The organism is Nitratireductor aquibiodomus NL21 = JCM 21793, assembly GCF_000615975.1.
Taxonomy (GTDB): Bacteria; Pseudomonadota; Alphaproteobacteria; order Rhizobiales; family Rhizobiaceae; genus Nitratireductor; species Nitratireductor aquibiodomus.
This window is the reverse complement of the sequence record NZ_BAMP01000075.1, coordinates 1-21,343: the sequence shown is the minus strand read 5'-3', so window position 1 is coordinate 21,343 and position 21,343 is coordinate 1. Positions and strand designations below refer to the sequence as shown.

At 61.4% G+C, this 21,343-nt stretch carries 25 protein-coding genes and 3 pseudogenes; 15 read left to right on the top strand and 13 right to left on the bottom strand.

Features of this window, described 5'->3' with window-relative positions; genetic code table 11:
• A pseudogene (locus JCM21793_RS26750) lies at positions 1-193 on the bottom strand (NAD(P)H-quinone oxidoreductase); the annotation flags it as partial.
• Positions 194-332: 139 nt separating this feature from the next.
• Between JCM21793_RS26750 and JCM21793_RS17470 the strand changes: the two are divergent.
• A complete protein-coding gene (locus tag JCM21793_RS17470) occupies positions 333-527 on the top strand; it encodes a DUF1192 domain-containing protein (RefSeq protein WP_007008290.1) in 195 nt (64 codons plus the stop codon).
• A 203-nt stretch (positions 528-730) separates the two neighbouring features.
• Positions 731-1,993 carry an MFS transporter gene (locus JCM21793_RS17465; RefSeq protein WP_007008289.1) on the top strand — a complete coding sequence of 421 codons (1,263 nt, stop codon included), beginning with the start codon at positions 731-733 and terminating at the stop codon, positions 1,991-1,993.
• 326 nt (positions 1,994-2,319) lie between these two features.
• On the opposite strand, the gene JCM21793_RS17460 is transcribed toward JCM21793_RS17465, so the two are convergent.
• Positions 2,320-2,499, bottom strand: a complete 180-nt coding sequence (locus tag JCM21793_RS17460; protein WP_007008288.1) for a YdcH family protein — start codon at positions 2,497-2,499, stop codon at positions 2,320-2,322.
• Positions 2,500-2,740: 241 nt separating this feature from the next.
• On the opposite strand from JCM21793_RS17460, the gene JCM21793_RS17455 reads away from it, so the two are divergent.
• From JCM21793_RS17455 to JCM21793_RS17445, 3 genes are all read left to right on the top strand, one after another.
• A complete protein-coding gene (locus JCM21793_RS17455; protein WP_171900098.1) occupies positions 2,741-2,950 on the top strand; it encodes a YdcH family protein in 210 nt (69 codons plus the stop codon).
• 92 nt (positions 2,951-3,042) lie between these two features.
• Positions 3,043-3,534, top strand: coding sequence for a 5-(carboxyamino)imidazole ribonucleotide mutase (gene purE / locus JCM21793_RS17450; protein WP_007008286.1), 492 nt, complete (start codon positions 3,043-3,045; stop codon positions 3,532-3,534).
• Between the two features lie 2 nt (positions 3,535-3,536).
• Positions 3,537-4,613 (top strand): 5-(carboxyamino)imidazole ribonucleotide synthase, encoded by a 1,077-nt coding sequence (locus tag JCM21793_RS17445; RefSeq protein WP_025031184.1) that lies wholly within the window; start codon positions 3,537-3,539, stop codon positions 4,611-4,613.
• On the opposite strand, the gene JCM21793_RS17440 is transcribed toward JCM21793_RS17445, so the two are convergent.
• Positions 4,600-5,013: a lysozyme inhibitor LprI family protein gene (locus JCM21793_RS17440; protein ID WP_025031183.1), complete on the bottom strand. Its 414-nt coding sequence runs from the start codon at positions 5,011-5,013 to the stop codon at positions 4,600-4,602. The two genes, JCM21793_RS17445 and JCM21793_RS17440, sit on opposite strands and share 14 nt — an antisense overlap.
• A gap of 195 nt (positions 5,014-5,208) precedes the next feature.
• Here JCM21793_RS17440 and ykgO point away from each other — a divergent pair, with 195 nt between their 5' ends.
• Both ykgO and JCM21793_RS17430 read left to right on the top strand, forming a co-directional pair.
• The gene (ykgO, locus tag JCM21793_RS17435; RefSeq protein ID WP_007008283.1) at positions 5,209-5,334 is read left to right on the top strand and encodes a type B 50S ribosomal protein L36; all 126 of its coding nucleotides are present in this window, start codon (positions 5,209-5,211) and stop codon (positions 5,332-5,334) included.
• A gap of 70 nt (positions 5,335-5,404) precedes the next feature.
• Entirely contained in the window at positions 5,405-5,998 is a 594-nt protein-coding gene (locus tag JCM21793_RS17430) for a tetratricopeptide repeat protein (RefSeq protein ID WP_025031182.1), read from the top strand.
• Between the two features lie 78 nt (positions 5,999-6,076).
• Here the strand turns inward: JCM21793_RS17430 and pyk are convergent, their stop codons facing one another.
• Both pyk and JCM21793_RS17420 read right to left on the bottom strand, forming a co-directional pair.
• A complete protein-coding gene (pyk, locus tag JCM21793_RS17425) occupies positions 6,077-7,513 on the bottom strand; it encodes a pyruvate kinase (protein WP_025031181.1) in 1,437 nt (478 codons plus the stop codon).
• Entirely contained in the window at positions 7,510-7,992 is a 483-nt protein-coding gene (locus tag JCM21793_RS17420) for a DUF1036 domain-containing protein (RefSeq protein WP_025031180.1), read from the bottom strand. The genes pyk and JCM21793_RS17420 overlap by 4 nt, the downstream gene beginning before the upstream one ends.
• Before the next feature lie 193 nt (positions 7,993-8,185).
• Between JCM21793_RS17420 and JCM21793_RS26745 the strand changes: the two are divergent.
• From JCM21793_RS26745 to JCM21793_RS17405, 3 genes and pseudogenes are all read left to right on the top strand, one after another.
• Positions 8,186-8,981 (top strand): annotated as a pseudogene (locus tag JCM21793_RS26745) (N-formylglutamate amidohydrolase).
• Positions 8,982-8,991: 10 nt separating this feature from the next.
• Entirely contained in the window at positions 8,992-9,300 is a 309-nt protein-coding gene (locus JCM21793_RS17410; protein ID WP_007008279.1) for a DUF1244 domain-containing protein, read from the top strand.
• Between the two features lie 240 nt (positions 9,301-9,540).
• Positions 9,541-9,804 carry a DUF2312 domain-containing protein gene (locus JCM21793_RS17405; RefSeq protein ID WP_025031179.1) on the top strand — a complete coding sequence of 88 codons (264 nt, stop codon included), beginning with the start codon at positions 9,541-9,543 and terminating at the stop codon, positions 9,802-9,804.
• A 69-nt stretch (positions 9,805-9,873) separates the two neighbouring features.
• On the opposite strand, the gene amaB is transcribed toward JCM21793_RS17405, so the two are convergent.
• From amaB to JCM21793_RS17390, 3 genes are all read right to left on the bottom strand, one after another.
• Positions 9,874-11,388 (bottom strand): L-piperidine-6-carboxylate dehydrogenase, encoded by a 1,515-nt coding sequence (gene amaB / locus JCM21793_RS17400; RefSeq protein WP_025031178.1) that lies wholly within the window; start codon positions 11,386-11,388, stop codon positions 9,874-9,876.
• 187 nt (positions 11,389-11,575) lie between these two features.
• Positions 11,576-12,508 carry a LysR substrate-binding domain-containing protein gene (locus tag JCM21793_RS26740; RefSeq protein ID WP_244439825.1) on the bottom strand — a complete coding sequence of 311 codons (933 nt, stop codon included), beginning with the start codon at positions 12,506-12,508 and terminating at the stop codon, positions 11,576-11,578.
• Positions 12,509-12,621: 113 nt separating this feature from the next.
• Positions 12,622-13,653 (bottom strand): sugar-binding transcriptional regulator, encoded by a 1,032-nt coding sequence (locus JCM21793_RS17390; protein WP_025031177.1) that lies wholly within the window; start codon positions 13,651-13,653, stop codon positions 12,622-12,624.
• 131 nt (positions 13,654-13,784) lie between these two features.
• Between JCM21793_RS17390 and JCM21793_RS17385 the strand changes: the two genes are divergently transcribed.
• A complete protein-coding gene (locus JCM21793_RS17385) occupies positions 13,785-14,120 on the top strand; it encodes a hypothetical protein (protein ID WP_025031176.1) in 336 nt (111 codons plus the stop codon).
• Positions 14,117-14,503 (top strand): hypothetical protein, encoded by a 387-nt coding sequence (locus JCM21793_RS30520; RefSeq protein ID WP_244439823.1) that lies wholly within the window; start codon positions 14,117-14,119, stop codon positions 14,501-14,503. Before JCM21793_RS17385 ends, JCM21793_RS30520 begins: the two co-directional genes overlap by 4 nt.
• A gap of 46 nt (positions 14,504-14,549) precedes the next feature.
• Here JCM21793_RS30520 and ptsP read toward each other — a convergent pair.
• The 5 genes and pseudogenes from ptsP to JCM21793_RS17355 form a co-directional block, all read right to left on the bottom strand.
• Positions 14,550-16,535 (bottom strand): annotated as a pseudogene (gene ptsP, locus JCM21793_RS26735) (phosphoenolpyruvate--protein phosphotransferase).
• Positions 16,536-16,573: 38 nt separating this feature from the next.
• Complete coding sequence (locus JCM21793_RS17370) at positions 16,574-16,957, bottom strand: PTS glucitol/sorbitol transporter subunit IIA (protein WP_025031174.1); 384 nt, start codon at positions 16,955-16,957, stop codon at positions 16,574-16,576.
• A gap of 174 nt (positions 16,958-17,131) precedes the next feature.
• Positions 17,132-18,142 carry a PTS glucitol/sorbitol transporter subunit IIB gene (gene srlE, locus JCM21793_RS17365; RefSeq protein WP_007009750.1) on the bottom strand — a complete coding sequence of 337 codons (1,011 nt, stop codon included), beginning with the start codon at positions 18,140-18,142 and terminating at the stop codon, positions 17,132-17,134.
• Between the two features lie 14 nt (positions 18,143-18,156).
• Positions 18,157-18,897: a PTS glucitol/sorbitol transporter subunit IIC gene (gene srlA, locus JCM21793_RS17360; RefSeq protein ID WP_007009751.1), complete on the bottom strand. Its 741-nt coding sequence runs from the start codon at positions 18,895-18,897 to the stop codon at positions 18,157-18,159.
• 82 nt (positions 18,898-18,979) lie between these two features.
• On the bottom strand, positions 18,980-19,417 hold the full coding sequence (locus JCM21793_RS17355; RefSeq protein ID WP_007009752.1) for a transcriptional regulator GutM: 438 nt from the start codon (positions 19,415-19,417) through the stop codon (positions 18,980-18,982).
• Positions 19,418-19,596: 179 nt separating this feature from the next.
• Between JCM21793_RS17355 and JCM21793_RS17350 the strand changes: the two genes are divergently transcribed.
• From JCM21793_RS17350 to JCM21793_RS29830, 3 genes are all read left to right on the top strand, one after another.
• Entirely contained in the window at positions 19,597-20,244 is a 648-nt protein-coding gene (locus JCM21793_RS17350; protein ID WP_025031172.1) for a hypothetical protein, read from the top strand.
• Between the two features lie 56 nt (positions 20,245-20,300).
• Positions 20,301-20,987 carry an HAD family hydrolase gene (locus JCM21793_RS17345; protein ID WP_025031171.1) on the top strand — a complete coding sequence of 229 codons (687 nt, stop codon included), beginning with the start codon at positions 20,301-20,303 and terminating at the stop codon, positions 20,985-20,987.
• Between the two features lie 16 nt (positions 20,988-21,003).
• A partial coding sequence (locus tag JCM21793_RS29830) for a hypothetical protein (protein ID WP_210164482.1) occupies positions 21,004-21,343 on the top strand: 340 nt, incomplete at its 3' end.

Sequence of the window (21,343 nt, the reverse complement as noted above, 5' to 3'; positions counted from 1 at the left end):
CTTCCAGGCCCGGCAGGTCCGAGGCGCCGGGCGGCGGCGGGTAAAGCCCCTTGCGCTGAAAAACATCCGGCCGATTGATGCCCGCGGCACGCACCCTGATCAGAATTTCGCCCTCAGCGGGCTTCGGCACGTCGCGCTGCTCCGGCTTCAGCACGGTCGGTTCGCCGGGTGTGCTGATCGCAACCGCGGTCATCGTTTCTGGAAGCGTTGTGTGGTTCATCATGCCCCTGTTGATTTGAGAAAGATCTGACAACACAATCGGCGAGCGGTGCTGCCGGATCAAGGGTAATCCCACACGCAGCGAGGCTGGCGACGGGACGGGAGAGGACATGATGACCATTTTCGAGGAAGAAGAGAAGAAACCGGGTTTGGGGCATCAGATCGGACAGGATCTTTCGCTGCTCTCCGTCGATGAACTCAGAAACCGGATTACACGGTTGAAAGAGGAAATCGTGCGCCTCGAAGAGGAAGTTGAAAGCAAGGGTGCAACAAAAAACGCCGCAGAGGCGTTGTTTCGCCGCGACTGAGACACTCCGGACAGCGCAATCCCGGCCTTGAGCGCCGGTTTTGCGATGCTCCCCGGAAGGTTATTCGCGCATATTGCGTGACACATGTCTCGAAGACGCTGCTGGACTTTCCACGGACCTTGCTCATGCCATGTTTCAATGGCGAAGGCAGCTCGCCAAAGACACCCAATCAATTCGAACGCACACCCCCTCGGAATCATTTCATGCTGTCACCTCTCGGTTCCATCATCGCACTTCTCCTTGGCACAGCCTTCCTGTTGACCGGGTCTGGACTGCATGGGCTCCTGCTGCCGCTCCGCGGGCAGATGGAAGGGTTTCCAACGGCCTCCCTGGGTGCACTGGGCGCCGCATGGGCAGCAGGCTTCGTGGCCGGCTGCTTCGTGGCGCCGCGCATTGTGCGCCGGGCCGGCCATGTGCGCGCTTTCGGCGCCTTTGCTGCATCGGGTGCGATCATTGCGCTTCTGACCGGCATGTGGGTGGACCCGGCCGGCTGGGTGATTTTGCGCATTTTCACCGGCTTCACCATGGCCGGCGCTTTCATGGTGATCGAAAGCTGGCTGAACGAGAAATCCACCAATGAGAACCGCGGCACCGTCTTCGGCATCTATATGATGCTGACCTACGGATCGCTGACAGCAGGCCAGATGACAGTGGCCTTCGGCGATGTTTCCAGCACGATCCTGTTCATGACGACAGGCATTCTGTTCTGTATGGCCCTGATTCCGACCGCCGTCTCCAAAGCCGTGAGCCCCGAGCCGCTTACGCAGGCTTCGCTTGATCTGAAAGGATTATACGTGAACTCGCCAGTCGCCTTTCTCGGCTGCGTGCTTGTGGGCATTGCAAATGGCGCCTGGGGCACTCTGGGCGCCGTGTATGGCGGCCAGATCGGGATTTCGACACTGCAGATCGCAACGATGATGAGTATTGCCGTTCTTGCAGGGGCCGCTCTGCAGCTTCCCGCGGGCCGGCTCTCCGACCGGATGGACCGGCGTTTCGTAATCTCCGGCGCCGCATTCGGCTCCGGTCTCGTCGGCCTCTTGATACTCCTGACAGCACCGCGCGACGGAACATATGTGATCGCCATGACAGGGGTTTATGGTGCCTTCGCCTATACGCTCTATTCGATCATCGTCGCCCATGCGAACGACCATGCATCGCCTGAAGATTTCGTGAAAGTGGCAAGCGGGCTGCTCTTCCTCTATGGCTTCGGCACCATGATCGGACCGCTGATCGGTGGCGTGTTGATGGAAATCATGCCGCCGGAGAGCCTGTTCCTGATCACCGCGCTGGCCCATTTCGGGCTGGGTGCCTACGCATTGCTGCGCATCTCGCAGCGTGCCCCGGTTCCGGTCGATGAGCGCGAAGCCTTTAAAACGCTGCCGGCGGAGCGGGCGGTTACGCCACAGGCAGCGGTTCTGGATCCGCGCAGCGATACCGACGAATCTCTGACCGAAACTGTCGAATAAGTTTCATGAAACCCGACTATGGGTGGTGTGGCGCAAGCCGCTTCAGGCGGTCACACGACAAGGCCCCCGCACCCGGACGAATACCGAGCGGAGGCCAAAGGCCTGTGCGGCCAGCACGTCTTAAAACGATCTCCCAGACACCCAGGCGAGCCTGTATGCATCCTGGTTTGTGTTCTTGGCGTATGACGAAATCTGTTTGTTCGATTTCGCTTCGCAAAGTGCTCCTGGGGCATGGGACCGAAAAGCGGAAACCGGTTTTCGGTTGTCCCGACGCTCCCCAGATAAGCTAGATCGTCTTTTGCGCGTCCGAAGGGACGCACCGCGACCTAGTGGCGGGTAACCGCCGACTTGAGCTTTTCCATCTCGTCCTTGATGGCCAGCTTGCGCCGCTTGAGTTGAGCAACATCGAGTTCGTCAACAGAGGGGTGGAGCTTGGCATCGTCGATTTCGCGCTCCAGCTCACCATGTTTACGCTTCAACTCTGCAAGATGGGATTCAAGAGACATGATTGGGATCTCCTTTGCTTCCTCGAGAATTCGCCAGCCGATGCCCGCCCGCAGGAACTGGCGATCAGGACAGTGTGCCACCACAAATGTGGCTTGTCGAACACAGTCTGGTAGCATTTCCTGAAACATTGAAATGTGATATAAGCGCCTCCGCTGCCGGGACTGTCCCGACGGCGTCGCTGGGTTGTGGACTCGTCCCGAGGGTTACAGCCGGGGTTTCGCGCATGTGGGTCAGCTGACTGTGGTGACATCTGAACAGGAACAGGCGGAGATTCGTCTCGAATTCGCCCGCCTCAAACAGGATCACGCGGATTTCGATGCCGCAATCAACGCCATGATCGCCACCGGGTGCGATCCGCTTCGTATCCAGCGCATGAAAAAGAAGAAACTGGCCCTGAAGGACAGGCTCCAGGAACTGGAAGATAACATCATCCCGGACATCATCGCCTGATTTTTCCAGGCTCTTAAGGGCTTGCCGCCGCGCAAGCTTGCGATGACGGCCGGTTTTGACTACAGCCTCATTTTTGATTGCGAGGGGATTTGATGGCTGAGCGGTCCGCCCGAGTGGCGATTATCATGGGAAGCCAGTCCGACTGGGCAACGATGCGCCACGCCGCAGACACGCTCGACCAGCTCGGTGTCGAGTATGAGGCGCGTATTGTCTCTGCGCATCGCACACCCGAACGTCTTTATGACTTCGCCAGAAACGCCCGCGACGAGGGGTTTCAGACGATCATCGCGGGTGCGGGCGGTGCCGCCCACCTCCCCGGCATGACCGCCGCAATGACACCGCTCCCCGTATTCGGCGTGCCGGTGGAATCCAAGGCGCTTTCCGGGCAGGATTCGCTTCTCTCCATCGTGCAGATGCCCGCAGGCATTCCCGTGGGTACACTCGCCATCGGCCGCGCCGGCGCGATCAACGCTGCGCTCCTTTCTGCTGCGGTGCTGGCGCTTCAGGACGCCAGCCTGGCGGACCGCCTCGATGCATGGCGCGCAGAACAGACGGCGCAGGTCGCCGACTATCCGGTCGACTGAACATGACCGCTCCCCTTCCCCAAGGTGCGACCATCGGCATACTCGGTGGCGGCCAGCTTGGCCGCATGCTGGCAATGGCCGCTGCCAGGCTGGGTTACCGCACCGTGGTGCTAGACCCCGCCGAGGACAGCCCCGCAGCGCAGGTCGCAAACGGCTTCATTCACGCCGCTTACGATGACACGCCAGCTCTGAAGAAGCTTCTCCAGCAATGCGATGTCATAACCTACGAGTTTGAGAACGTGCCGGTCGCAACGGCCCTGTCCCTTTCAGAGGAGATGTCCGTCTTCCCCCCTCCGGAAGCGCTGGAAGCAGCGCAGGACAGGCTTGCCGAGAAGATATTCCTGAACACAGCGGGGATATCCACAGCGCCGTTCCTGTCTGTGGACAACGATGACGATCTCGCACGCGGACTGGAGCGCTTTTCAGGTGGCGTCCTCAAGACGCGCCGGATGGGCTATGACGGCAAGGGGCAACGTGTTTTTCGCAGTGCCGATGCCGGCGCTCATGAAGGTGTCTTTTCCGAGATGGGTGGCGTTCCACTCATACTCGAAGCCCTGGTTCCGTTTCGGCGGGAAATTTCCGTTATCGCCGCGCGGGCGGCGGACGGCAGCACCGCCATATACGACCCGGCCGAGAACGAGCACAGGGACGGCATCCTGCATCGCTCGACCGTGCCCGCCCATGTCGACGCTGGAACCCTCGCCGCGGCGAAGCAGGCAGCCATCGATATCCTAGGTTCACTGCACTATGTGGGCGTGCTCGGCGTGGAGTTCTTCGTGCTCGACAGCGGCAAGGTCCTGGTCAACGAGATAGCGCCCCGCGTGCACAATTCCGGACACTGGACCGAGGCAGCCTGCACGGTCTGCCAATTCGAACAGCACATCCGCGCTGTCGCAGGCCTTCCGCTTGGTGACACGGGTCGGCACTCGGACTGCGTGATGGAAAACCTGATCGGCGATGAGGTTCTGCGCGCACCCGAATTGCTCAGAGAACCCCATCTGATGCTCCACCTCTACGGCAAGACCGAAATCAGGCCCGGCCGCAAGATGGGACACTTCACCCGTCTCACACGCAGCTGAGATCGCCTTCCTCGCATTCGGCCAGCTCTTCGAGCTGCCGGGTACGCGCCTCGGTGAGTTCCTGAAGGCACTGGGCGCGGATCATGGGCTCTATGGAGCCGCCGCGCACAGCCAGCGTCGCAAGATCGCACTGGGCATCACGAAACCGGATCCATGCCCGCTGCGCGCCCCGCAGCAGCGTGCGCGCATCTTCATTGTCTGAATAGCGCTTCCTGACGGCGTCATACTGCGTATTGAGTGCCTTGTCGGCAGCCTCATAATCCCGGCCGGCGCACTGCGTCATGTCGAGCTGCGTCTGCGGATCGTCGCAATCGGGCTCCTGGGCCAGGGCTCCAGTCATGGAAGCCGGAATCGCGATCGCCAGGATCGCGATCGAATAGAGATGGTTGCGAAATGACATGTGAAACTCCTTCGATCTGCACCGGTGATGAAGAATTGATTTTCCGAACAGCGGGAATTGCCTGATTCATGCTGCCGGACTCCGCCGAAAGGTTGACACGGACAAGCATCCTCGTCTATGAGCCCATCGACTTGTGGCGCGCCATGGATGCGCGCCTTCTCATTTCGGGCCGTAAGGCAACCACGGACAAGAACGATGAAGATCAAAAACTCGCTCAAGGCGCTGAAGACCCGTCACCGGGAAAACCGCATGGTCCGTCGCAAGGGCCGCATCTACATCATCAACAAGTCCAACCCGCGCTTCAAGGCACGGCAGGGCTGACCCGCCGGTCTCGGCGGTCTTCACGCGAAATTCAGTTTCCCTTTCACCATGCCGCGCCTATCATTGCGGCATGGTACGATTCACGATCGCAATTCTCGCTGCCGCTCTCATGGGCCTGCCAACGGCACAGGCGGCCGAGGGTGGCAAGCCTGCATCCGGTGTGGAATCACCGGTGCCCGACAGGCAGGCGCGCCTCGACGCGCTCTTCCTCGATCTCAAGAAAGAAACCAACGAACGGGCCGCCCGCCGCATAGCGCTGCGGATCGGCGAGACCTGGAGCGATTCGGGCAGCGACACGGCCAACCTCCTCGTTGGCTGGGCGAATGATGCGATCAAGGCGGAAAAACTCTCCGTCGCGCTCGACTTTCTCGATCAGGTCACCATGCTTTTCCCCGATTATGCCGAAGGGTGGAATCGCCGCGCCACGGTGCATTTCATGATGAACGACTATGCCCGCTCGATGGCGGACATATCGCGCACGCTGGAGCTTGAACCGCGCCATTTCGGCGCGCTGGCGGGCATGGCCCGCATCCTGCAGACCACTGGCCGGCAGGAACAGGCGCTTACCGCCTATGAGCAGGTTCTGAACATCTATCCAATGCTGCGCAGCGCGCAGAACGCCGTATCCGAGATATCCGACAAGCTGGCCGGCCAGAGCATTTGAGCGGCATCCGCCACGCCCGCGCGGGCGGAAAACAACCGGCGAATTAACTCCGCCGGTCGTGGCAACCCCTGCGCCGGGTCAGATACCGCCCAGACCGTCCGAGCCGATGTAAGCGATGCGCAGCATGTTGGTTGCACCAGGCGTGCCAAGCGGCACGCCGGCGGTAACGATCACGCGGTTGCCGGGCTTGGCAAAACCCTCTTCATAGGCAATGCGGCAGGCACGGTTGACCATGTCGTCCAGGTCAGCGGCGTCCTCCGTCACCACGCAGTGCGTGCCCCAGACGAGCGACAGGCGCCGTGCGGTCTCCACCACCGGCGAAAGAGCAATGATCGGCACCTGCGGCCGCTCACGGGCCGCACGCAGCCCGGTGGTACCCGACGAAGTGTAGGAAATGATCGCCGAGAGATTGAGCGTCTCTGCGATCTGCCGTGCCGCCATGGAAATCGCGTCGGCGCCGGTCGGCTCCGGCTCGGTCCGCTGGCCGTAGATGATGGTCGGATAGGTGGGATCCTGCTCCACCTTGGTGGCGATTGAGTTCATTGTCGCAACCGCCTCGACCGGGTAGTCGCCGGCTGCGGATTCCGCCGACAGCATCACCGCGTCGGCCCCCTCGAAAACGGCGGTCGCAACGTCGGACACTTCCGCACGGGTCGGCACAGGCGCGGAGATCATCGATTCCAGCATCTGCGTGGCCACGACGACCGGTTTGCCGGCGCGGCGGCAGGCGCGGGTGATCTGCTTCTGAATGCCTGGAACGGCCTCGAGTGGCATTTCCACGCCAAGATCGCCGCGCGCCACCATGAGCGCATCGGACAGCTCGATGATCTCCGCAAGGCGCTTCACCGCCTGCGGCTTCTCGATCTTGGCCAGAAGCGCAGCCCGTCCGCGCGCCACCTTGCGCACCTCGGCCAGATCTTCGGGCCTCTGGATGAAGGAAAGCGCGATCCAGTCCACATCGGACGACAGCACCGCATCGAGATCCTTGCGGTCCTTGTCGGTGAGCGCGCCCATGGGAAGATCGGTGTCGGGCAGGCTGACGCCCTTGCGGTCGGAAATCTTGTTGCCGGCCACCACCTCGCAGGTAATCGCCTTGCCGTTGTTCTTGAGCGCCTTGAGCTGCAACCGTCCATCGTCGATCAGCAAACGATGCCCCGGCTCCACCGATTTCAGGATTTCGGGATGCGGCAGGTGGACCCGCTTGTCATTGCCCGGCTCGGGATTGTCGTCGAGCGTGAAGGTCTGGCCGATGGAAAGCTCGACGCTCTTCTCGGCAAAGGTGCCCACGCGCAGTTTCGGCCCCTGCAGATCTGCAAGGATGCCAATGGGGTGACCGACCTTTTTCTCAACCGCCCGAATGCGTCCCACCAGGGTGCGCATCAGATCGTGGCTGGCATGGCTCATATTGATGCGGAACACATCGGCGCCGGCCTCGAAGAGGCGCTGGATGCTTTCTTCTTCCGAGGAGGCAGGCCCGAGCGTGGCGAGGATCTTGACCTTGCGATTGCGCCTCATTGGGAGGCGTCCGAATTCGTCAGTGTGTTGTTGTCGGCTGGCCCGTCGGTCAAATCCACCATCCAGTTTTCCTGCTCGCGCGTGTCATATTCCTGGAAGCCGGCACGCTGGAAGCCCCGCGCAAAACAATCATTGGTACCGGCGATCTTGAACTCGGTCAGTGCGACGCACATCTGCACCTTCCCCTCCCAGCGGCCGCCACTCGCAGCGTCCTCTGCGTAGAGATAGTAATAGCGTGATTCCAGCGGCCCCTCGATCAGCGTCTTGCAGCTCGATTTCTCGATCCGCCACCATCCCTCGCTCACCCAGCCCGAAGCGGTGCGGTATCCGATGGCGACACCAACGAGGTTCTGTGTGGAATTGCAGACGCGGAAATCAGCAAACGCGGGCGTAGGCGCAAGAACTGCGCCTCCCAGTCCGGTCGCGGCAGCAAGCAGAAAGGCCCCCCGGCGTTTCGCGTGTGACGCCCGTCGAAGCATTTTTGAGAACCTTGAATTCGACCTGAGCATATTTTCCTTTTCGGCAATGTCCGGCCCCCTGTCAACGCGCCATCGCCCGCCAGCACGTGTTTTCCATCACAGCCTTGCAGAACGGGGCACATCGTGAAAGGACGAGATTACGCTGTGATAAGCGCACATTTATGACCGCACCAGTTTTCCCGGGACCCGCCTGATGAACGCCTTCACCTTCACATCACCGTTCGAGCTGATTCCCGGTGATCCCGCCAGGGGGCTCGTACTGGTCGCCGACCATGCAAAGCGCGCTTTGCCCGAAACATACGGAGCGCTGGGCCTGCCGGCATCGGAGTTCGAACGCCATATCGCCTACGATATCGGTGTGGAGGCGGTATCCCGTGCGCTTGCCGAAAAACTGGGTGTACCGGCGGTTCTGGGCGGGTTTTCAAGGCTCCTTATCGATCCCAATCGAGGCATCAACGACCCGACCCTGATCCGGCAGCTCTACGACGGGACCATCATACCGGGGAACTATCCCCTCACCGCCGAGGAGCGGAAAAACCGCATCGATCGCTTTTATCTGCCCTTCCACAACGCCGTCGCGGACATGGTGAACGGCGTCGAGGCCGCGACCGGCCAGGCGCCGCTTATCATCGCAGTTCATTCCTTCACGCCATCTCTGCTCGGACGCAGGCGTCCGTGGGAGGTGGGTGTTCTGTGGGACATCGACAACCGCGCGGCCGGTCCCCTGATCGAGGCGTTGAGGCTGATGGCGATCTGACGGTGGGTGACAACGAACCCTATGACGGCGCTATCCCGGTGACACCATGCACCGGCATGCCACGACGAGGGGTTTTCCCTATGCGCTCATCGAGATCCGCCAGGACCTGATTGCCGGCGAGGTCGGTGCGAAAGCCTGGGCATATAGGCTTGCCCCCATGCTTGAAGCCATCAACGCACGGCCCGATATGCATGAAGTAAGGCATTTTGGGTCACGAACGGACCATATGTGAAGGAGTACCCATGACAACGCTGACCGAGGCGCAGAAGCGCGATCTGGAGGCCGCCGCGTTTCGTCGGCTGGTCGACCATCTGCGTAACCGCACGGACGTCCAGAACATCGACATGATGAATCTCGCCGGCTTTTGCCGAAATTGCCTGTCCAACTGGTACAGGGACGCCGCCGAGGCCGAGGGGATCGCGCTTTCCAAGGAGGAATCGCGCGAGATCATCTACGGGATGCCCTATGACGAATGGCGCGCAAAGCACCAGACCGAAGCGACCGCGGAGCAGAAGGCGGCGTTCGAGGAAAATCGTCCCAAAGGCAACTAAAGCATTTTGCAGTCAGGTGGAATCACCTGACGTCCGCATAAACGCGGAAAAACAGAAAGAATAGAGCGGAGTGGCGTTTCCGTGAAACGGTGAACCGCTCCAGCGGACCCGCAATCTGGCAGCAGGAAGCCCGTTCAAGGCAGCAAATCCCTTGACCGCCGGGCCTTGCTGGGGCATCGAACCTGCCACGCCTCAACGCCCCGACTCGCGGGCTTTCAGAACAATCGACCGGAGTTTCGCATGGCCGACGACATCACGACCGAGACCGCCGACACAGTGGCCGCAGGCCAGCTTCGCGCCTTTGTAGAGCGTGTAGAGCGGCTTGAAGAAGACAAGAAGACCATTTCGGAAGACATCAAGGAAGTCTATGCCGAGATGAAGGCCAATGGCTTCGACACCAAAGCCGTGCGCTCGATCGTACGCCTGCGCAAGAAGGATCAGGCCGAGCGCCAGGAAGAAGAGGCGATGATCGACCTCTACAAGGCCGCGCTCGGCATGGAATGAACCCGGCGGAAAACCGGATAAAGAAAAGGGCGGCCCGGAGCCGCCCTTTCGCATTCATGGCCTGAGCAGCTATTCGATATCGAAAGAGACACCCTGCGCGAGCGGCAGTTCCTTGGAATAGTTCACCGTGTTGGTTGCGCGGCGCATATAGGCCTTCCAGGCGTCGGAGCCCGATTCGCGGCCACCGCCGGTTTCCTTTTCACCACCAAACGCACCGCCGATTTCAGCACCGGAGGTGCCGATATTGACGTTGGCAATGCCGCAGTCGGAACCACGCGCGCTAAGGAATTCCTCGGCCTCACGCATATCGGTGGTGAACACGCAGGACGAGAGGCCCGCGCCCACGGCATTGTGAAGCTCGAGCGCCTCGTCGAAATCGCTATACTTCATCACGTAGAGGATGGGGGCGAAGGTTTCCTCCAGAACGACGCCCGCCTGCGCCGGCATCTCGACCAGAGCCGGATGCGCGTAATAGGCGTCTGCGTCGCCACTGTCGAAGCGCGCCCCGCCGACGACCTTGCCGCCGAGCTTCTTCGCCTCTTCGAGCGCCTTCTGCATGTTGTCGAAAGCGCCCTTGTCGATCAGCGGACCAACCAGCGCATCGGTCGTGAGCGGGCTGCCGACGGAAACCGATTCATACGCCTTGCGCAGACGCGGCAGCAGCGCGTCATAAACGGATTCGTGCACGAAGAGGCGGCGCAGCGTGGTGCAGCGCTGACCGGCCGTGCCCATGGCGCCAAAGGCGATAGCGCGCAGCGCCATATCCAGATCGGCCGAAGGGCAGACGATACCTGCATTGTTGCCGCCGAGTTCCAGAACAGCGCGGGCAAAACGCTGTGCAAGGCGCGGACCGACTTCGCGGCCCATGCGGGTGGAACCGGTGGCCGAAACCAGAGGCACCTTCGGATGATCGACCATCGCCTCGCCAACGGCGCGGTCGCCGATGATGACCGTGAGAAGGTCGGCCGGCGCGTCATCGCCAAAGCGCTTGACCGCACGCTTGAAGATCGCCTCGCAGGCAAGCGCCGTCAGCGGCGTCTTTTCAGACGGCTTCCACACGACGCTGTCGCCACAGACTAGGGCAAGAGCCGCGTTCCACGACCACACGGCAACCGGGAAGTTGAAGGCGGAGATGACGCCGACCACGCCGAGCGGATGCCAAGTTTCCATCATGCGATGTCCGGGACGCTCGGTGGCGATGGTCAGGCCATAGAGCTGGCGCGAGAGGCCGACCGCGAAATCGCAGATGTCGATCATCTCCTGGACCTCGCCGAGGCCCTCGGAACGGATCTTGCCGACCTCGATGGACACCAGGCGCCCGAGATCGTCCTTCGCCGCGCGCAGCTCCTCGCCCAGAAGGCGCACCAGCTCGCCGCGACGCGGACCGGGCACATTGCGCCATGCCTTGAAGGCCTGATGCGCCCGTTCCACGGCAGCGCCCGTCTGGTCAGCCGTGATGGATGACACCGCACCGATTTCCTCGCCGGTGACTGGTGTACGCACGGTAAGGTCACCGCCGGTGAAAGCCTTCTCGTCGACGCCGAGGCGCTTCAAAAGCTCGCTTGTTTCATTCTTGACGTTCATGGGTGCTTCGCTCCCTGGATAATCTTCTTGCGAAAACGCAGACGGATGCCGCGCGGCCGGACCGGCCCCTGGCCGGAATGTAGGGAGGGCCGTCCCGGATTGGAAATGGAAAATCGGACTGTATTCATGATGCAGGGTCATGCATATCCGCCCGATCGATGTCGGAAAGGCGCACTTCCTGGTCCGGCTAGATCGCCGTGCGTCCATCCGGACGCACAAAGGATGCTCTAGACTTGGGCGAGAATCCATGTGACGAAAGCGTCCGCCGATGGATTGTCGACGCCCAGCGGCCGCACGATGAAATAGCTGTTCTGCGTCTTGAGGCTGTATCTCCCACCTGGGCCAGCACGCCGGAGCGCAGCTCCTCTTCGATCAGATAGGCGGGCACAAGCCCCGCACCGAGCCCCGCAGCTGCACCGGCAATCACCATGGTGAACTGATCGAACTGCTTGCCGGGAAGCGCCGGCACCTCTCCCAGACCGGCCTCATGCATCCAGTCACCCCAGGCGCCCGGCCGGCTCTGGAGATGCAGAAGCGGTGCTTCGAGCAAACCCGCGGGGCCTTCGACACCGTTCGTCTCGATGAACTGCGGCGACGCGACCGCGATCATCTCCTCGTCGCAGAACTTGGTGAGCTGCGCATCCGGCCAGTTGTCCCGGCCGAAATGAATGGCGACATCGAAACGCTCATGAGCCAGGTCGAACGGATTGATGCGGGCAGTCAGGTTGATGCCGATCCCTGGGTGCGCCTTCTCAAAACCGGGCAGGCGCGGAATGAGCCAGCGACTTGCAAATGTGGGCAGGCTGGCCACATTCAGTGTCGCCCCCGACATGCCGGCGGCGATGGCACGATGCAGGGTCTGGGTGATGCGGCTGAGATCGTCTTCCAGAGCATCGGCAAGGTTTTTGCCGGCCGGTGTCAGGACCACGCGCCGCCCGACCCGCCGGAACAGGCTGAAACCGAGCGCCGACTCCATGTCGCGGATATGTCGGCTGACAGCGCTCTGCGTCAGATTGAGCTCTTCGGCAGCCAGGGTAAAACTCTGATGCCGCGCCGCCGAGGCGAAGCTGCGCAAAACGGAGAAGGAAGGCAGAAAGCGCCGCGCAAACCTGTCTACCATCGTCGAAAAAAAGCTCCCCTCGCGGCCTTCCGCCGGCATATCGCTTCCGCATCTTATAGCGGCCCCAGCACCGAAATCACATATCCGGACCGAATTTCATGGATGCGCGTCGATCACGCCAGAGCGAGAATGCTGCGGGCGCTCTCCTCATCGGTGATGAAAACTGTTGGCTCGACCAGTTTCATGGCACCGATGAGCGCATCGATCTTATCGTCACCACCGGAAGTCAGAATGCGCATCGGTGCCCGGCGCAGGCGGTCGACATCGACGGACATCACGCGGTCGTTGATCGGATGATCCACGAGCTGTCCGTCGATATCGTAGAAATGGTAGAGGATGTCGCCCACCGCACCCTTTTCCTCCAGAGCCGCGCGCACCGTCTCGGTCAGATAGCCCCCGCGATAGAAAGTGGTGGCGGAGGCCAGACCGCCGACTGAGACGATAACGGCATCCAGTGTGTCGGCAAGCGCCAGAATCTCATGCAGACCGCAGCGCTCGACAAGCGCGGTTTTCGTTTCGACACTGTCGACCACGGCGGGTGCAGGAATGAGATAGCCATCACCCTGAAAAGCGCGCGCAAAACGCCATGCGAATTCAGCCGGATTGAAGCGGCGGGCAACGCCGACACCGCCCAGGAGCGAGATCACCTTGAAATCCGCCAGCGGCCGGGCGCGGATGAACGGCAGGGAGCCGAAAAGCGTGCGCCCCCAGCCGACACCGACCGACATGCCCGCTGCCATGACATCGGAAACGAAACTGCCGGTGGCTGCGCTGATCGCGGGAATGGGGTCCGCATTGGGATCGGACAGCGGCGCGACGACGGCGCGCTCCAGCCCGAACCGCTCTTCCAGCGCGCGCTCGATGCGGGTTATCTCCGCAAGGTCGCCCTCGATGGTGATCTTCACCTCGTTGCGGGCCCGTGCATCGGCGAGCATCCGCACCACGCTGACACGGCCTATGCCGAGGATCTCCGCAATCTCGTTTTGCGTCTTCTGCTCGACGAAATACATCCATGCGGCGCGCACGCGCAGCCGGTCCGTCTTGCTGGTCACGCCACCCCTGGCCGGCACAATCGCAATTTCCCCAGAACTGGTCGTACCGGCGGGCTGCCCAGCGGACTGTTTGTGCGCCTTCGCCTTGCTCATATGGTCTTCCTGCATTTTTCCCCGGAGCAGATACAAGCATCTAGCTTGATTTCCGGGAAGACCAAAACAATGATGTCGCCATCGGGTCAATGCCCGGTAGCGTAAAACTGCTTACCTGAGGATACTACTTTATGCTTCGTGATGCCTCGCAGGACATGGCGATTCACCTTAAGGACCGCTTGCGGGACATACGCGACCTGCTGCGTTCACACAGGCATGAGCGGCAGGCGACAGCCGCCGCAGGCAGGCACTTCAGCGATATGGAGAAGCTCCTGGCACGCGCTGCAAGCATGGTCGACGACACGCTGACACTTGCCGAGACCGCATCCAGGACCGTTCTTCCGGTGCGCAGCAGCACGAACTGGTCTTATGGCCGCTCGGCGATTATTTCACTGATCCCGGATCGGGTGAACGTGCTTTCAGGCGTCATATGTATCGCGCAGCGAAAGCCCTGGCGGCCACATTGAAGGAAACCGAGCCACCGGTGATTCGCGAAACCGGTTTCACCGCAGCCCACGAGACATTACGCCAGCGGCAGGGCAACATTGTGCTGGCTCTAAGGAATGCTTCCGGACCTGAGATAAAGCGTTCGCTGTTGGCCGGGATGCTCGCACATCTCGTTCAGGACGTCTGCCGCAACGCGCTCAGCGATCCGGCGACGCCGGCTTCCGCACAGGATGCGAAAACAGCCATACGCGTCTTTGCGCCGGGGCTGCTCGCCTCTGCACTGATGGCGTTCGACGACAGCTCCCGGCTTCGGATCTGCTCGACATCGCGACGCTGGCCATCGCCGCCCGCCGGGACCGGATGGCCCGCAGCCTCGGCGCCGACCAGCCAATCGCCGATCTGAGACTGTCTTCGAAAGCCTGCTCACGCATCTGCCATAGAAAGTGTGATCAGGCAGCGGTCTCCAGAAGCTCCGAAAGCTGCTTCTTGGTGGCCTGGATGGAAGCAGGCTCATGCTGAGTTCCGTCAGCCCCATGCGAATGAACTCCGGAATTAGATCGCTGCGCGCGGCAGCCTCGCCGCACATGCCGATCTCGATGCCTGCATCCATTGCCGCCTTCGCAGCCTGCTCCACGGCCGCCATCACGGCCGGATGAGCGGCATCATTGAGACTGGCAACCGAGGGGTTGAGACGATCCGCAGCCATCACATACTGGGTCAGGTCGTTGGTGCCGATCGAGAAGAAAGAAACTTCCTTTGCCAGAGCCGCGGCGCCGAAGACCGCAGCCGGCGTCTCGATCATGACCCCGAGCGGGAATTCGCCGCAGGCGACCCCCTCGGCTTTCAGCTCGGCTGCGCATTCATCGATGAGGGCACGCGTGCGGCGCACTTCTTCCACATCCGAGACCATGGGCAGCATCACCCGCAGATTGCCGTGAACGGCAGCGCGCAGAAGGGCACGAAGCTGAACCTTGAAGATATCCGTGCGGTCGAGGCACATGCGGATGCCGCGCCAGCCAAGGAACGGATTTTCCTCTTCCGGAAACTCAACGCCGGAGATCGGCTTGTCGCCGCCGATATCGAGCGTGCGCACGATCACCGGATGATCAGGGAATGCGCGTGCGAGTTCTGCATAAGTTTCCGCCTGCATATCCTCGGAAGGCAGATGCATGTGGCGCATGAACAGAAGCTCGGTGCGGAACAGGCCGACACCCATCGCACCAGCCTCCTGCGCGGCTTCCACTTCTTCGAGCGAACCCAGATTGGCCGCCACCTGGATGACCGTGCCATCGGTCCGGCGCGGCACCACGTCCTTGTAAGCCTTGAGGGTTTCCCTTTCGCGGGCGGCGGCGCCGATCATCTCGTCAAAGCGTGCGCGGGTTGCCGCATCCGGCTCGACAACGACCTGGCCTGTATGGCCGTCGATCGCTGCTTCTTTTGCCTCACGCAACTGGTTGACGGCGTCCCCGAGGCCAAGCACGGCCGGAATGCCGTGCGTGCGGGCAATGATCGCCACATGCGAAGTCGCGCCACCGTGACCGCACACCACGCCACCAAGACGCTTGAGCGGCGCGCGCGCAAGATCCCAGGCACCGATATCCTCGGCAACCAGAATGGCACCGTCGGGAATGTCGTCCAGACGTGCATCTTCCTGTCCCAGCAGCGTCAGGCAGATCTGCCGCGCAATGGACTCCATATCCTCTGCCCGCGCAGCCATATAGGCATCGTCCAGCTTACGGAAATCATCCGCCAGGCGCGAAGATGCAGCGATGACCGCTGAAACCGCATCCAGTCCGCCATCAATGGCGGCGAGCGTCTCATCGCGCAGCGCATCGTCGGAAGCGATGTCACGCAGGGCCGCGACGATACCACGGTCGCTCTCCTGCATTCCGTCGGAAGCAAGCGAGCGATCGAGTTTTTCCTGAAGCCGCAGAATGGCGTCTTCGAAGCGCTTCTTCTCCGGAGCGATCTCATCTGCCGACAGCGTCTTGTTTGCCGGAACGATCTGCTGCGGAAAATGCGCGAAGACCGGGCCGAGGCCGAGGCCTGCGCTGGCGGCAACACCGTGGATCCCCCCGTCCGCCACGGGGCCGGCTACCTCCGTCGCAGCTTTCTTTGCGGCATGTTCCTTCTGCGGCGGGACGGGTTGCGTCGCGCTCTCGCCCGCACCTTCCTCGACGCCCGAAAGCGGGTTTTCCAGATAGGCGATGAGCGCATCGACGGCTTCAATCGCATCGGCACCATCGGCACGAATGGACTTCGTCATTCTCCTTCACGCCGAGCAGCATCAGCTTGACCGAACTCTTGGCACTGACGGCCTTCTCTCCCTTGACGATCTCCACATCGCTCTCGAACCCCTTGGCGAGGCGCACGAAGCGTGTTGCGGGTCGGGCGTGCAGGCCGTCCTGCACTCGGACAATGGTCGAGCGTTCCATACCGGTCTCGTATCTCTGTCTTCGATTTCGTGACGGCGTCAGGCGCCGATGGTGATCACGGCATCCGTCTTCAGCGCCGCGACAAGCTTGTCCGGCTCTACTACGGACGCGCAGATCTCGCCAGGACGCTCCACGGCAGTCGCGCCGTTGAAATTCACCACGACATGTCCGATCTCGCGCACCTTGTTCCATGCCGCATCGCCCATGGCGGTCACTTCGGCGCTCACGCCATCGCCAATCGAAACGCGTGTGCCGGGCACGGGCGCATCATCGCTCGGGCCATCTACCACCGCATGAAGCACCGAAACCTCGGCAAGTTCCTCCGGCGCACCGTCAGCGAACAGGATCAGGACACCGCCCTCGGCAAGATCCGCGACTTCCGGACCGACTGCGGTTATGCGCGTTTTGAGAAACACCGACATTCAAGAAAACTCCATGCAGACTAGAGCATCGGACCGAAAAGTGAAATCCGGCTTTCGGATTGTTCCGATGCTCGATCAATAGTTTAGATCGCCCCTTGTGCGTCCGGATGGACGCACGGCGATCTGGTATTCCGGAAACGGCGGCCACCCGAAGGCAGCCGCCGGCTCCAATGATTAAAGCACCACCAGGCTGACAGCCCAGGCGAGAGCCACGGAAACCGGGCCCATGATCTGACGGCTGATAAGAACTGCCGGGACGCCGATTTCGATAGTCTTGGGCTTGGCTTCGCCGAGCGCGAGGCCCACCGGCACGAAGTCACAGCCCACCTGCGTGTTGTAGGCAAACAGCGCCGGCAGCGCCATGGCGGGCGAAATCGTGCCATTGGCAATCTGCGGACCGATGATCGCCACGCCGATCACCTGCGCAATCACCGCGCCCGGCCCGAGAATGGGCGACAGGAACGGCAGGCCGCAGATGGCCGAGATGATGAGCAGGCCGATAATGTTGTTTGCCAGCGGCCCCATGGGCTGAGCGAGAACATCGCCGATGCCCGTATAGAGGATCAGGCCGATCAGCATGGTCACGAAGGCCATGAAGGGCAATACGTTGCGGACCACCTGGTCGATGGTGCGGCGGCCGGCGTTGAAGAAAATACCGACAACGCGACCCATGACACGGCCGACACTGCTGATGAGCCCCACAAGGCCACCCTCACTGGAGGGTGCCGGCGCAGCGGCAGAGGCGGTGGCCTGTTCCGCGGCGTCGCCGGCACTGGCAGCACCACCGGCAACCGTTGCCGCTTCGCTCCCGTCAGCCATCTCGATGCTCTCCGGCGTGACACCGGAGACATAGATGTCCTCAGTGATGAACTGGGCGAGCGGACCCGCCTGGCCGACCGGGGTCAGGTTGACGGTTGGAATGCGCTTGCGCGGATAAACGCCGCAGCGCGCGGTACCACCGCAATCGACCACGACCACCGCCATCTCGCTTTCGATCGGCGGGCTCTTGAAGCCGTCGACCGCTTCAGCGCCGGTCATGTCCGCAATGCGCTGCGCCACCGGATGAATGCCGCCACCCGTGACGGATACCACCTTGTTGCGCTGCGCCGTCGGTTCGATCACCAGAGGGCCGCCCCAGCCGGACGAGCCCTTCGAAATTTTTACTGCTTTATATGTTTTCGCCATGTCCTGCCCCTCCCCTAGAGCTCAACGCCCTGGCGGCGCGCCATGATGGCGGTGATCTTCTCGGTCAGCATACCCTTGAGAAGGATGACAACGAGGCCGACCAGCGCATACCAGATCGCCACGGTGATGTGATAACCACCGGGAACAACGCCCTGGCTCTCAAGCTCGAGCAGCGCGACGAGGATGCCGCCCCAGACGAAATACTCGCCCGGATTGATATGCGGGAACAGGCCGAGCGGCGGGTGCACATAAGACACCGCAGCGTCATAGAACGCCGGCTTGTGCTTTTCTTCCAGGAACGAACCGAAGGTGTATGCCATCGGGTTGGTGAGGAAGAAAACCGCAAGAACCGGAAGAACCGTGTAGCGTGTGAGCGCGATGCGCCCGGCACTCTGGGCAAGGCCATGCACGCGCTTTTCGCCCACCAGTTCGGTGATGGCGTAGAAGGCCGTCATCAGCACGACCAGCGTCGGAATGATGCCGGTGACGAAGCCGGCGAACACTTCGCCGCCTTTCTGGAAGATGCCGATGAAGTATTTGCCGGCAGCCGTGAGCCAGCCAAGCTGCTCTTCCTGGGCAACCGAATCCAGCTTCTGCCGGAACTCTTCGACCGAAATGTCGCTGCCTGCCTGGGCAAGCACGACAAGATCATTAGCTGCCGCCTTGGCGGCCAGCTTGCCGGTGAGCGCGGCATCGCCCGCCACCGCCCCGGCCATGTGCAGCCCCTGCATGGCCGTATCGGCATGCTGGGCCATTAATGAAATGACAGACATAGTCCTCCCTCTCTCTTCTGCCCACCTCGTTGCTTGAGCCCCGGTGAGCGTGCAATCCCGTATGTCATGCTTTTGCCGCGGCCAGAGATTCCCGAAGCGGCGGTTCATCCCCCGCTCGCGTACGGTCTATCTGCGCCACTGCCTGGGTGATTGCCGCAGTAAGGCCAGGCTTGTCTTCACCGAAGATCGCCGGCTCGGCCCGCAGCGCATCGAGGGTCATGCCCTCGAATTCCTCATGTCGTTTGAACTTTGCAAAAACCGATCGCCCGCTCATTGTCAGAACGCGGCGGACGGAAAGATCCGGCGCGACAACGACAATGGCAATCGCCCCGCGCTTCAGAAAGCGGCCGTGAAAAGCGCCCGTTCCCACAAAGCCGTCCGTGTATTTCTGCGTGATGCCCTTGAAGACATCGGAGTAGTGTCGCATCTGCAGCCAGACGCCGTAGGACTGCAAAGCCCATACGACCGCGAGGAGCAGGAGCCCCCATTGCCATATTGCCATCAGGCCGTTCCTCCCGAAACGCTTATTCCAAGCGCACGCACTGCATACTCGTTAATCCCGAACTAAGAACATTTGTTTTTTAGAATGTCAAATTGTATATTCCTTTGAGCCTGGAGCGTGGGCTTATTTGGTTGGAACCCGCCCGCTGCGTGCTATTGTCCGGGCGAAGGAGTTCAGCGTTGGACCTCGATTTCAAAAACGAACTGGCCGTCATGCCCGATCTGCGCCATCGGCTACGTCAATTGCGCTGGTTTCGGGCAACATTTCGCGGCAACGCGAAGGCGGTGACGCAGCACTATGGCGTTGAGTTCGTGGTAAGCGAGGAGAAGCTGACACGCGTCTTTCTCGACTGGGTGGAAATGGTGGATGCGCAAAAAGCCTATGCCAGGCTCGATCGCGGCGATTTCATCATCTACGCCGCCGGGCTGGCGCTGAAGGAGATGATCCGCCACGCCCCCGTCTCCATTGCTCAGGCAAGCGCTGTTTCAAGCGCAGCCGACAATGCCGACATCGTGACCTTCTGGCCTGAGGGTTTCCTTTATACAAACTATTGCGTCTGCGCGATTGCTGCCATCTTCGAGCAGGAGTTTGGCCAGACGCCACACCTCAACCGCTGCGCTGACGACCTGCGCACCTGGTGGTCTTACCGCGAGAATACGCGCGAAATGCCTGCCTCCGCAGTCGCGTTTCTTGATCGGTTTTTCGGCGCGGAACCCAACTGGGTGGCGCCTGATCTGATCGAGGGACGGCTGGCCATGCGTACGGCGATGGAAGCGAAGCGCAGGAGCATCGAGGCTCCCTCAATCTTCCCCGATCCCGCGACGTGAAAGAGCGTCTGCCGGAGCCCGTCCCCACATCAGTTTCAATTCAATTTGGAGTTTCCATGAGCAAGCCCCTGATCATATTCGATTGCGACGGTGTCCTTGTCGACAGCGAACCGCTTGCCGCAATCGCCTATGAGCGCGTCTACAACAAGCATGGCCTTGCGCTGACCCGTGATGTGGTCGGCCAGTGCATCGGTATGAAGCAGGCCGATATCATCGTCCGTATTGAAGAACTTACAGGACACGCTTTTCCCGCCCACGCCGAAGGAGACATCTGGCTGGAGACCAGGGCGCTTCTTGAGGAAGAGCTGGAGCCGACACGCGGCATTCTCCCGTTCCTGCGCAATCTTGAAACCGCACGCTGTGTCGCCTCGTCCTCCTCGATGGAAAGGATTGCGCTAAGCCTTGATGTGGCCGGCATTGCGGAATTTTTCGCAGACAATGTCTTCAGCACGTCGATGGTGAAGAACGGCAAGCCGGCCCCGGACATCTTCCTGTTCGCAGCCGAAAAGCTCGGCGGCGAGCCCACCGCCTCCGTGGTCATCGAGGATTCGCCATTCGGTGTGCAGGGTGCGGTTGCAGCCGGCATGACCGCGATCGGCTTCACTGGCGGCAGCCACACCTTCGACGGTCATGCGGAGAAACTGCAGGCCGCCGGAGCCCACGCCACGTGCGCAAGCTGGAGCGAGGTGGAGACCGAGCTCACCCGGCGCGGCTTCATCCGCGAAACCGTAGCGGACCTTTAGAGCATTTTGCAGCCAGGTGGAATCACCTGACGTCCGCATAAATGCGGAGAAACAGATAGATAGAGCGGAGTGGCGTTTCCATGAAACGATGATCCGCTCTAAAGAAAAGGCGCTGCCCGTGATGATCCAGGCAGCGCCAAGTTACGCGGTCAAAGTTCCAGGGTTACCCCCGGTTGCCCACCCCAACAGCGGCCTGTCTCTTCGTCATAACGACAAGCCGCTCCCCCCTCTGCTTCCCCGGCAACGAGCCCCTCAGCAAACCGGGGACGCAAATCAAACCAGCATCGCCATCGGATTTTCGATGACCTTCTTGAAGGCGGCGAGGAGTTCGGCGCCAAGCGCGCCGTCAACCGCAC